Below are 12443 nucleotides of genomic sequence, written 5' to 3' on the forward strand. Positions count from 1 at the left end.
GATCTAATCTCAGTTGAAATGGCGTCGTATGGGTGTGGTCATCTTTCTACTCATCAATGCGACTTATTCGTCAACTTGTACTGACAGCTATATACTGTAAATGCATGGACAATTTAGGGTAGCGATGTAATAAGCGCGTGACCGCGACCAAACACGCATGACGTTCCATCTTGCCGGCTGAATGGGTAAAGGTGTATAAAAAAGGCATGATCAGCATGGCAAAGTGCTCATCTGCCAAGCCCACATCACGAAAAGTCTCAATCAAGGCCAGTTTTGCTTGGCTGGCCGGTATGGGTTTGTGCGAAATAATTTGATGTTGGTCTGCCGCCGTATGTGTTTTGTCAGTGCGCTGTGCGTACTTTGAACGGTGGTTTTGTTCGCTTTTCTGCTGGCTAGTGCGTTCACCGCCTTGCGAGCTGCCCAGTCGTCCTGGGGGCAATTCAAACAGTCCGCGCCGTAGTAGCATTAACAGCTGGTTTAAGTCAGCTGGTGGATTAACTGTCCAGTCGCTTGCTTGGGTGCGCTTTGTAGTTTGTCCGCCCGCGTTGTCAGATGTTGCTGTTTTACTTTTTGCTGAGCTGCTGTTGTTTGGCGTCTTCTCCGATGCACTGTCAGCTTTATGATAGTGGTCTGCAGTTTGCCAATGTGGCGATACATGGCGCGTCTTGTAATGTTGCCAAAGCATGGTCACAGCTGCATAGCGTACTTCACGGTCAGCGCTTTGGCTTAGTATATAAAGCGACTGCGGGTCTTGAAACTGACAGTGGCGTTGCAATAAAGTCATGCCCAGTTGTCTTGCCAGTCGCTTTTTGCTGCCAATTAACGCATTAAGCATGGTCTCGTTTAATTTTTCTGCAGACACATGGTAAGCGCGGTTGCTGACAGACGCCTCGGCCAATAACGCCCGCTGTAGTAATTGTGTGACTTCTGTATAAGGCGATTCTGCCATGATCAGCCATAGCACAGGAGTTGGTGACCATCCTGCCAACTCATACTTTGTCAATAAAATTCCAAAGTCACGTAGCGTGTGTTGACTACTTTGCAATAAAGGAATGACGCGCTCGGCACTAAAAAAAGAGGAAGGAATGATGGCATCCGGATCGACAGGTCTGTCCGTCAATGCCATGCAAATCTGCTCGTGATGATGACTCAAATAACTGATGGCAAGTTCACTGATAGGGGCCGCGGGATCATCAACTGCCATTGCCCACAATGCTTCAGCACCTGCTATGGTGTCGTCTTCGGATGCTGCGCGCGATTGTCCTGTCAACATCTGCAAAAATGCGGTTTCGGAGATGATTTTGAGGGATGCACCTGCGGCAATTAACCCTTCTGCCTTGAGTTGTTTACTGCCTTTGCGACCTGCGCCATAAAGAGGCGAGCCGTCATCACCAATCACTAAATAGTCCAATTTGTTATTAACGGCACTACTAATCGCGCCGTTTGCGGCTTTGACCAGCTTTTCAGCGTCGCCTCGGCTCATGCTTTGCATTTTGCCCGTGAACAAATAGCGCTGACCAGCCAAATCGACAGTAATATCAGTAGTGTGAGTGGCACTTATATCTTCAAGCGGGCTTTCTTCTAATGGTGCGCTTTGATTGGTAGCAAAATCAGCAGGCAAAAAGCCTTTGTTGATACGCTTAATTGCGAATTCGCGGTAGGCTGTCTGCTCGCTACACGCAAGTGTCATTAGCCAGTCAAACTCCAACTGAGTTGGGGCAAACCTACGCACATCAGCAAGCCAGCCACGTACAGTATCTGCCAAATAGTCGTCAAATTCTAAGTTTTTTTGCCACTGTTTGACCATATCTGTGTTCAAGTGATGATTTATGCCATCATGATCGTGACTATAATTGGTGAGATAAGGAGAGGTTTTTAGCTGCACAATCTCACTACTGCTATGCCAATCAGGCTCATAGGCGACCGCATGCCAATAACTCATGTCCATCTTAGTTGCTGACAAAATATCTTCATCAATCCAGTCAATAATCGTCTCTTGTGCCAGTGGATGTAGCAGTAGATATTGCCAAACTTTGCTATCAATTTGGCTTAGATCAAGGCGTTTGAGTTCTTGTAGCAAAAACTCCATACACAGCAAAGCACAGTCACTATTGTCAGAAGTATCCAGTTGTATAGCTAAACGAATAAAATAGTCACTGCCAAGCTCATGCGCGCTATACAGTTCAGGCAGTCGGCGTATTGCAAAGCGAGTGCTGTAGCGCTGATTGCTAGTCAGTCGCTCAAAAAACCAGTCAGCAGTCAGATCACGGCGCGTAAAATGCTTACTGAGTTGCTCAGCAGCAATACTATGATGGTAAGGTGTGTCTAATAGCTGTCCCCAGCCTGACACCCCGATATCAGCGACGGGATTGCGACTTAAAATAACACCGATTGCAAATTGACGAACAGGCTCGTGCTCTGATACTGCCAGTAGCATTAACTCTGGTAACGGCAGTGCTTGGGCATAACTCTTAGCATAGCCAATCGCATACTGGTAAGCGGCAGGATACGTTGAATGTAATAACTTGAGCACTACTTCATGTAACCCCAGTGCCGTAAATCTAGATTTCTCAAAGTGGGGTGAGTGCTCAATCAGCCATAAGATCATCTCATCGCGCGCCTGACTGTGTGCATAGCCTACGGACAGGTACTGAATGGTTTTGCTGCTGACGTCGCGCAACTGAATCTTAAAATCATGTTTTAAGCTGTCCGTCGCAAACTGCCGTATGGCTTCATTTTTAGCCGTTGCCAGTAGCCTGATGAGTGGTTCAGCATCACGTTGCCACGCTTCTTTAAAAGCTCGACCTTTGCTATCAAATAATTTGCGCGGTGTGTGGCTATGAAAGCGATTGACACCGTAATCAATTGAATTGTGAAAACAAATGTGATTAAGCACCCAGCTGTTTAGCTGCGGCGGCTGGCCGACTGTCATGGCTTCATCATAGCTGGCAAGTACAGAGACGGCTGCATCGATATAGCCAACAGGCATCTGCTGACCAAGTTTACGCAGATAGCGCCATGCCCTGAGGCTCATATAGGTTTTGGTGGCAAGACTGACAGAGTCTCGTACGCTTTTATCAAAACGATGCAAATCAATTTTGGCAATGATAGGCGCAAAGATCTCATAATCTTGCTCATATTCTGCCGCTTTATAAATATACTTTAGTCCTTTCCAAACACCATAGCTTAAGGGCAGCTCGTTAATGGCTTGCTTTAAAATAGCTCTTGAATAGGTATTTTTGTCTTCCCAAAGCGCTATTAAAATCAAGTAGATTTTATAGCGATCAGGAAGGGAGTATGTGCCTTCATCTGCCTCTAAGACTGCAATCATCGCCACACGTTCTGCGAACTGTATCTCAGTGTGTTGCTCGCGGAATGGATAACTCAGTATCTTGTTTAAAAATCGCTCAAATGTTAGCTCGTCATCTGGTATCGGCGACTCAGGTAACGGATCAGGTTGCTGAGTTAATAAACAAAGCTTTTCGACCAAGCTTGGGTCTTGCACCTGCCAAGCATGCTGAATTTGTTCGAACGACAGACTCATAGGGGTTTGCCTTAATAATAATGGTGTCAGCGTATGCTGTTTCTGTAGACATATAAAAGCGTATTCGAGAATAAATATCAAGAACTTTTGTTAATCAAATAATCACCATGCGTCAATAGATGACGCACTAATAACTATAGGTTGTCTTGCGACACCAATTGACGTGTAGGTATTAAAATTGGTAGCGTATGGACAAAGATTTATTGACAGCCTAATTAAGACTCAGGCAAAATAGGGACGTTGTGAGATTTAGCGTTTCACCGTTTTCGGTGAAGGACGATGCTGCGTCGTCCACGAGTTAAGCCATTACATTTTACCCAAGGAAGACTGTTTCAGTCCTGCTAATACCTAGATAGTGCCCCTAGTGTCATTAGCTCGCTGGCGCAACCACGCAATCGTGGTTGAGCTAATGCACTAGGGGCACTATCTAGGTGCAGTCCAGTGAGTCTTCCATGTACCAGGTTATGAGGGTTATGAGGTAGATTACACAACATTGAATGAGACATTGTAATAATGGCATTCAAAGACGTTAAACCAAACCCAAGTCAGTATATGCTGACTTGGGTTTTTTGTTGTCTTAATTATCATCGATGTACTTAAAAGTTAGATAGCTTAAGAGATCGTTACTTTTATTGATTTATTGACTCATTGACAAAGACATCTTGTGATAACAGCCAAGCATCCGTAATATGGAATTCACAGAAAACAATAGTCTATAAATTATAGCGTGATATTACGAAGGAAGATGTTTTATGAATGATGATGCAGTAAAAGTCGAGATATACGAAAGTGATGATGGGCAGACACAGATTGAGATTCGCTTAGAGCATGATACTTTGTGGCTCTCGCAAGCACAATTGGCCACGCTGTTTGAAAAAGACTCTGATACGATTGGCTTGCACTTAAAGAACATCTATAAAGAAGGTGAATTAGACTCAGAAGCAACTACCGAGCAATCCTCGGTAGTTCGTCAGGAAGGTAAGCGACAAGTCCGTCGTAATATTCGATTCTATAATCTAGATGCCATTATCTCTGTGGGTTACCGTGTGAATTCCAAAAAAGGCACTCAGTTCCGTATTTGGGCAACCCAACGTCTACGTGAATACTTGGTGCAAGGATATACGCTTAACCAACAGCGTTTCGATAAAAACTCTGCCGAATTACAGCAAGCGTTAAACTTAATCAAAAAAACTGCTCAAAGTCCTGAGCTAAACACGGATGAAGGACGTGGTTTAATTGAAATAATCAGTCGCTATACACAAACTTTCTTATGGTTACAGCGTTATGATGAAGGTCTGTTAGATGATCCAGCAGGACAGGAAGGCGGTATATTACCCAGTCCGCGTGAGGCGATGGCAGCACTTAATGATTTAAAATCCCGGCTAATAGACAGAGGCGAGGCGACAGAGCTATTTGCTAAGCCTCGCGGCGATGGCTTGGACAGTGTGCTTGGTAATTTAGAACAAACGGTATTTGGCGAGCCTGCGTATCCAACAATCGAGAGTAAAGCGGCCCACTTACTGTACTTTATGGTAAAAAACCATCCTTTCACTGATGGCAATAAACGCAGTGGGGCTTTTTTGTTTGTAGATTTTTTACATCGTAACAATCGACTATTCAATGAGCAAGGCGAGATGGTGATTAATAACACAGGTCTTGCTGCCTTAACCTTGCTAGTCGCTGAGTCCGATCCCAACCAAAAAGAGACGTTGATTAAGTTGATTATGAATATGTTGTCGCTGGAGATTTGATGTTAAAAACTGCGGTGTTTCTTTTTCTTGTAAACCACATTTAATTAAGTTATTTTTTAGTGTCGATTACATTTCTTTAACCAAGGAGAAACAGTTTGCATAATAGATTATCACCGCTCACGATTTCAGTTGTTGCTGCGCTGACACTACTTACAGGCTCACAAGCATTTGCAGAAGCCAAATACGGTGATTATGGTACGGAGACCGCGTTAACGCTCGCTCGCGACTATGCTGGTCGCTATACAGGATCTGATAAAGAAATCAAAGCCGCTGATTATATGCAGGCACGTATGACCATCGATGGTAGTAACAATCAAGTCAATCGTCAGACATTTGATTTTGTCGCGTCTCGCAATCCATTTAGCGGTCAAACCTTAACGAGTAACAATATTGTCGTGACCCAAAAAGGTGTTGCCGATACTGGAAAAACGCTATTTGTTGGCGCTCATTATGACTCTGCAATAGCCTATCCAAATTACGAAAACCTAGAAGCGCTGGATGATAATGCCTCTGGGGCTGGTGTCTTAACTGAGTTGACCAACAACTTAACTGGTATCGATACCGAGCATAACATTCAGTTTGTGGCATTTGGGGCAGAAGAGGGCGGTCTTAAAGGCTCAAAGGCGTTTGTGGATAGGCTCACTGATACAGAAAAAGCGACGGCGCTGGGTATGGTTAACTTAGACAGCTTGATTACAGGCGATAAGATGTATGCCAATGCAGGTCGCAATGCTTACGATAATAATGGTAACGAAGTGGCTGCCAATGTAGGGTTGCGTGAAAACGCACTTCGTATTGCAAAAGAGCTTGGTATTACACTCGACGTCAATCCAGCCATTATCGCACCGGGTGCGACAGAACCTTACGAGCCTTATGGTGTTGGTTGTTGTAGCGATCAGGAGTCTTTTGACAATATTATGCCTGTGGTCGGATTTGAGGCAACCAACTGGAGCCTTGGGCCTGACTACGACGGCTACACGCAAACAGAAAATCCAAATATTCCAGGCGGCTATACCTGGCATAACCCTGAATTAGACAATGAAGAAGTGCTTACCGATGTGTTTGGCGCAGACCGCATCGCACAAAGAATGCGTGACTATTCGCGTATCATTAGCAGATTGATTGTTGAGCAAACCAACGCTGATATCATTGCCGCAAATAAAAGCGCGCTAAATCTTCAAAATACGATGGGCGCATCTTTAAAGGACAGTGCTACCGACTCACACTCAGCGATTCTTGAGCGTGCCAATGCTTTGGCCTTAAATGCTATTGATGACAATGCTACTTTTGATACTTCGCGTACGCAGGTTTGGGTGGACGGCTCTCAAAGCTATTTGAATACTGATAATTTACAAGAAGGTACTCGCGCTAATGTTGGTGTATATGGCGAATATATGGTGCAGCCGAGCTGGCGTGTTGGTGCAGGTTTGCAGGCCGCCAATCAAAACAATAAAACTGTAGAAAATGGCATTAAAAAAGATACGAGCTATGGTATTCAAGCTTACTCGTTATTAGGCGGCAAAGACACCGCTTGGTGGAATACGACTTCTGTCAGCTTATCTAAACATGATTTAGATGTGAATAGAACCGTCAGACTAGATGGTAATAATGGCATCAATATTATTGATAATAGCGAACGCGGTAATGCTTATGCCGACGTGTTTAGTGCCTATAATGAGCTTGGCTACAATTTCCTTATTAACAAAAACATCGCGCATGGCGCATTTTTAGGTTTAAATTACAGCGATACGGACATAGACAGCTATACGAGTGGCAATGTCAATTCTCGCACGGCACTCAATATTGACAGCACCTCCAGCGAGGCATTGGATTCAGAGCTTGGTTACCAATTGCAATACGGTTTTGACTTGATGGGCACGCCTGCCAAGCTTCAAAGCAAGCTCGCTTACGTGCATGTTATTAAAGACGGTTTAGTAGACCGTTTATCGACCACGTCTTTAGCTGACGGACAAAAAAGAGATGTGAGTATCACCCAAGCAAGCAAAGATGACGACTATGGACGTTTTGAGCTGAGTGTTAGCAACAAGGTTCATAAAAACGTTTATGCTTATCTGAATGGTGATACCACCTTTGCACGCGATGATAAAGATAGCTCAGTACAGATAGGATTGCAGTATCAATTTTAAAATGTAAAGTATGAATGCAAGTATGCGCCGCTCAATGATTCGTTATGAGCGGCGTTTTTACTTATACATTTCAATATATTAATTATCATGGCGTACAACCGGTTGTCGCTATACTATGTATAGAACAAACAGCCTAATACTAAGAATAGCAAGGATAACGTATATGTTTGGCATCATAAAAGATTGGCGTGAGCAGCGCATATTGGACAACAGCCCATTTACCACTGCGGACTGGAAGCGAGCTGCTGAGCGTATCGTGATACTTGAGAGGTTAAATAAAGACGAGCTAAACCGCTTGTTTGATTTAGCGACCTTGTTTTTGGATGACAAATCAATCACGGGTGCGCAAGGTTTTGAAGTCACGGATGTGGTCAGACAGTCCATTGCTTTGCAGGCGTGCCTACCGATCCTAAACCTAAGTCTGGAATGGTATGCTGGCTGGTCGTCAATCATTATTTATCATGGTTCTTACAAGAGCGCTAGCACAACTGTAGACGAGTTCGGTATTGTCCACGAGGGCAGTCAGCACCGTAGCGGGGAAGCATGGCTGCGTGGACCTGTCATTCTGTCATGGAAGGATGCTAAGCATTCAGGTGAACGCGACGGACACAATGTGGTTATTCATGAGTTTGTTCATAAGCTTGATATGCTAAACGGCCGTGCCAATGGTTTTCCGCCATTGCAACCAGATATGAATCCTACTCGGTGGACGGAGATAATGAGCCGCGATTTTGAAGATTTTCAAACCCACCGCAAATCAGGACTCGATCGCTATGGCGCGACCAATCCAGCGGAGTTTTTTGCGGTGTTAAGCGAAGTATTTTTTGAGACACCACAAAAGCTGATAGACGCTTATCCTGATATTTACGATATTATGGTTAAGTTTTTTCGACAGACGCCACTTGAGCAAGCGTCTTAGCTATTACTAATATATCATTTATTGAATATATAGTAGTAACCGACAATAAAAAAAGGGAAGTGCCTCACATACGATATACTGCTCTTTTATTATAAATACTAATTAAAAATCAATACCTTATAATTTTTATTAGACTGTCCACTGATCATTAATGATGGCCACCAGATAGCGCTTACCTTGATAGTCATCAAACACGAGACGTAGCACACGCCAGTCCATACCAGAATATTCATCACTACCTTTATAATAAAACTCAACCACATCTAAATTTGGGTATATTGTCTTTAAATTGTTGATAGAGTTGCCATTATTTTTGAAGTCATTAAGACTTATGCTGGCATTATTGAAAATTGCGCCATTTACCCAAGTGTCTAAGTAAGTTGGTAATGTTTCGACTAAAGGATCGCCAGTGCCATCTTTTTCACCCCAAGTAAAGCGGGTTTTTGACTGCTGCAAATATTGTGCATACTGTTCACGACTAAAAACTTTGTCCGTTTCGGGACGTATGTAAGCATACATTGAGAAGCGAACGCCGCGTGTCGGATGAATATCATCGACGATCCTAGCAAAGTCTTTATTAGCGAGCGCACGCTGGATACGTAACGCTTGTTGTCTAAGGGTTTGTTGGCTCATATCAGAGACAACGGCTGTTGATGAATTTGCCTTTGCTGGATTGGAAATAGTCCCGTTAGGCTCAGCAGAAGACTGACAACCCATTACCGCCAATACGGAAGCTAAAAAGCCACCAGTAGCCAGTTTAGAAGAATGGGCTTTAAGAGTAGATAGCGTGGTCATAAAGTATCCTCAATGTGGTTTTTAACAAAACAAATATTATTACTATAAATGAGAAAATCTCATCAAAATGCTAGATAAGCAGTGCTATATAAATGGTTGTTTTAGTATGTAAACCTGAATAATACGATAATACCGCACAGTCACAATATTGGCGTGATGTAATAGGCAGTAACACTTCCTAAATAATGACATCTTGTAGAGAACGGCATGCCAACATATCTTTCATTGCCACTGCTGCTAATAATGGGATTGGTTGTCACCAGTCCGGTTACAGCAGAGATGCCAAAACCATCTCAGACCCTTGATGCGATGAAAGTTGCAGCGATTGCTAAAATGTACCAGCAAGACGTGAGTAATCAAGGTATGAGCAATCCAGTAGTGTTGCAGCAGTATGCCAATCGAGATCTAAAAGCAGCCATACAAGCTGAGCGCGATTACTTTGATAAAGAGCAAATGTCCTGTCATGTTGGCTATGACGTGTTGTGGGATTCTCAGGATCCTGATTATGAACAGGACAAACAGTTTTCAGTGACTGAGCAAGGATTGGTTCAGGTAAGCTTGGCGCAAGGCAGCAATGTTTATTATGAGTTGTCTTGTGAAAGTTCTGATGGCGATACTGATTGCCGAGTAGCAGATGTGATATTAGATGAGAATGGCACGTCTTTACGAAAGCATTTGCTAAAAACTTGTCGTTAGTAAAATGTTAATTAATTTAAGAGAGTTGCTATAGAAGCAAATAAAAATGCTGATAAGTAACGCGGTATAAATTGTTGTTAGCCTAATCGCTAAACCTGTTGGTTTGTTTTCGCATAATGTATATTATGTTAAACTAAGGGTACCATACAATAAGTTCATGGGATTATAATTATATGATAAATCCCTATAAAGATTGGTTGATGATTGATTAATTCTCATACCTACTAACTATTCATAAAGTCATCTTCATCAACACTAATACAGTTACTAGCTAAGCTGTCTTAAGAAGTCAATGTACAGAGCTATCACTGATCCTATTGTATTTGTAATCGAGTTTAACGTATTAAACCATGTCGCTAGTTAACCTGTTTGATAAACTTGTTCTACTCATCATTGCTAAGTTTACTACCTTCATACTGCATAATAAGCCCTCTGAATCATCTGTCATTCCTAATCATCACCCAATAACCAAATCACTCATCAATCGATTGTTGGTAGCTTAGCCGACTTCCTCATTAATGCGAATGTGCTTGAACTACATTAGGTACAGAAGTATTCGCCACCAAGTGACAATCAGCTCAAAGTAAAAGCAATAATCCTTCTGGATACCTATTACTCTATATTCTTGATAAGAACGTATACAAGCTCTGACAATGCTCCTACTTGGCATCTCAGTAAGTCCAAGTCTATATACACCTTATAGCTGCTATTATCATAGCTAACTACGTTTCCATTTAGAGTCACCAAAACAGCCTTCCTGATTAGTGAAACATTCATTGGTCTTTTCTAACATCTCTCGTTCTTACTGAGATATCTTAATCTAAAGCATTGAGTTGATACCTTCCAAATTTGCACAGAACAGTACTATCACCCTGATTAAGGTATTCTGTGCGAGTACAGGAGCACGGTTTTTCGTGCAAATATGTCGAAGGACTCTATTGCCAATAGCAAACAGCACTCTTACTTTTAATCTATATGAAGTTTATTCCTTCAAACGCCATATATATCAACAAAAAAATAGCTTACTCCCTCTTTCTCCACTATACTATAATTATCCCCAACCTTCACTTGGGGATAATTGTACCTAAAATACTTAATTTTAAAGGGTTTTATGTCTTAATAGATTAATAACCGTGTCCATTTCAGTGTCCAATAACTATCTATATTTTCCAAAAGATACTTTTTCAGAATTTATAAAGTATGTGCAAAGATTATTCTAAATCTCAGTATAGAGTTAATAGATTAACATTCACAATTTACCTTGCTTATAAAACTTACGGATGTGCATTATGGCTGTCGACAATTTAAATGATATTAATATACTTGAATGCCGAGATAAAGATTACTCGGTTAGTGTCTCAGGTATTGCGGGCCTAAGTATTCGTATTTATCCAAATGGTAAAAAAGAATATTACTTGAGGTACGCTCATCCGCATATCGATGGTAAGCGTCCTAGAATGATGCTAGGTAAGGTCGAAGAAATCAGTCTATATGAAGCTAAGCATAAAGCAGAAAGTATACTTAAGATGGTCGCACAAGGCTCTGACCCTAAAGCTATCCATAAAAAAGAACAAGTCAATAAGTATGCTCATCTAAAGAACGCCACATTTTCTGAAATTACACAAGCGTGGCGAGACCACAAAACATCAAGTCGTAATCGTAGCAATTCTAGAAAGCGTGCGTTTAGTGAATCTACCCTTAAATTTTGGGATTTATGTCTAGGATATATGTGTCGCGAGATTGGCGACTTAAGAATGAACGATATCACGAGCGAGATGATATTAAGTGTGTGTGAGGCGATTCAGAATAATGAAAATCAAGCAACCTTCGTTGGTGCAAGCACTCGGCTTTATACTGAAAAAGTCTTCTCATTCGCTGTTGCAAGAGGATTATGCGATAGAAACATAGCTATTGATACGCGTGGCGAGCTCGCACCTGCCAGCTCAGGCAACCATTTACCAGCCATCACTAAGCCTGATCAGTTTGCCACTCTCCTAAACGATATGTCTAATTTTGAAGGTGCAAGTAAGATTACATTGGAAGCAATGAACTTATTACCATATGTTTTTGTGCGTAGTATCGATTTGCGGTCTATGCGATGGCAAGATATAGATTGGGATAACAAGCTATGGGAGTTTTCTCCTACTAAAGGCGAAGGTCGTGAGGATATGGTATCGCACTTAGTTGTACCTCTAGCCACTCAGGTTATTGAACGCTTACGAAGAATAAAAGCAATTACAGGTCATAAAGAATATGTGTTTGCATCGATGCGTGCCTCAAGCAATAGCTATATTAGTAAAGCGACTCTAGTACAGATATTCCATAGGCTTGGATACAAAGATGTTCAGTGTGCTCATGGATTTCGAGCATCGGCCAAAACATTGCTTATGGAACAATCTGAACTACGTTACTCAGATATTGTGACTGAGCTGCAATTAGGACATCGAATAAAGGATACGCATGGTGGCGCTTATAACCGATTGGATGAAATCGATACTCGAATACTCATGATGCAAGATTGGGCTGACTATATAGATAAGCTGCGAGACTCTGTATGAAAACTACTTTAAGCTGATTATATCATTCAATTT

Annotated in this window: 7 protein-coding genes; 5 read left to right on the forward strand and 2 right to left on the reverse strand. The window is 42.2% G+C overall.

The genetic code is table 11. The features are described 5' to 3' along the window. Nucleotides 1–70: 70 nt before the first annotated feature. The gene (locus ACT3TH_RS08165; protein WP_444755348.1) at nucleotides 71–3544 is read right to left on the reverse strand and encodes a BRCT domain-containing protein; all 3474 of its coding nucleotides are present in this window, start codon (nucleotides 3542–3544) and stop codon (nucleotides 71–73) included. A gap of 752 nt (nucleotides 3545–4296) precedes the next feature. Here ACT3TH_RS08165 and rhuM point away from each other — a divergent pair. The 3 genes from rhuM to ACT3TH_RS08180 all read left to right on the forward strand — a co-directional run bounded on the left by rhuM (nucleotide 4297) and on the right by ACT3TH_RS08180 (nucleotide 8361). Beyond that, nucleotides 4297–5295, forward strand: a complete 999-nt coding sequence (gene rhuM, locus ACT3TH_RS08170; protein ID WP_444755349.1) for a RhuM family protein — start codon at nucleotides 4297–4299, stop codon at nucleotides 5293–5295. Between the two features lie 95 nt (nucleotides 5296–5390). Beyond that, complete coding sequence (locus tag ACT3TH_RS08175; RefSeq protein ID WP_444755350.1) at nucleotides 5391–7442, forward strand: autotransporter domain-containing protein; 2052 nt, start codon at nucleotides 5391–5393, stop codon at nucleotides 7440–7442. 163 nt (nucleotides 7443–7605) lie between these two features. After that, a complete protein-coding gene (locus tag ACT3TH_RS08180; protein WP_444755351.1) occupies nucleotides 7606–8361 on the forward strand; it encodes a zinc-dependent peptidase in 756 nt (251 codons plus the stop codon). Nucleotides 8362–8490: 129 nt separating this feature from the next. On the opposite strand, the gene ACT3TH_RS08185 is transcribed toward ACT3TH_RS08180, so the two are convergent. Further along, entirely contained in the window at nucleotides 8491–9156 is a 666-nt protein-coding gene (locus tag ACT3TH_RS08185) for a hypothetical protein (protein ID WP_444755352.1), read from the reverse strand. A gap of 207 nt (nucleotides 9157–9363) precedes the next feature. Here ACT3TH_RS08185 and ACT3TH_RS08190 point away from each other — a divergent pair, with 207 nt between their 5' ends. Together ACT3TH_RS08190 and ACT3TH_RS08195 are read left to right on the forward strand one after the other, a co-directional pair. Next, nucleotides 9364–9852: a hypothetical protein gene (locus ACT3TH_RS08190; RefSeq protein WP_444755353.1), complete on the forward strand. Its 489-nt coding sequence runs from the start codon at nucleotides 9364–9366 to the stop codon at nucleotides 9850–9852. A gap of 1289 nt (nucleotides 9853–11141) precedes the next feature. Continuing rightward, nucleotides 11142–12410: a tyrosine-type recombinase/integrase gene (locus ACT3TH_RS08195; protein ID WP_045455641.1), complete on the forward strand. Its 1269-nt coding sequence runs from the start codon at nucleotides 11142–11144 to the stop codon at nucleotides 12408–12410. Nucleotides 12411–12443 lie beyond the last annotated feature (33 nt).

It is taken from the genome of Psychrobacter sp. AOP22-C1-C5 (assembly GCF_052378885.1).
Classification (GTDB): domain Bacteria; phylum Pseudomonadota; class Gammaproteobacteria; order Pseudomonadales; family Moraxellaceae; genus Psychrobacter.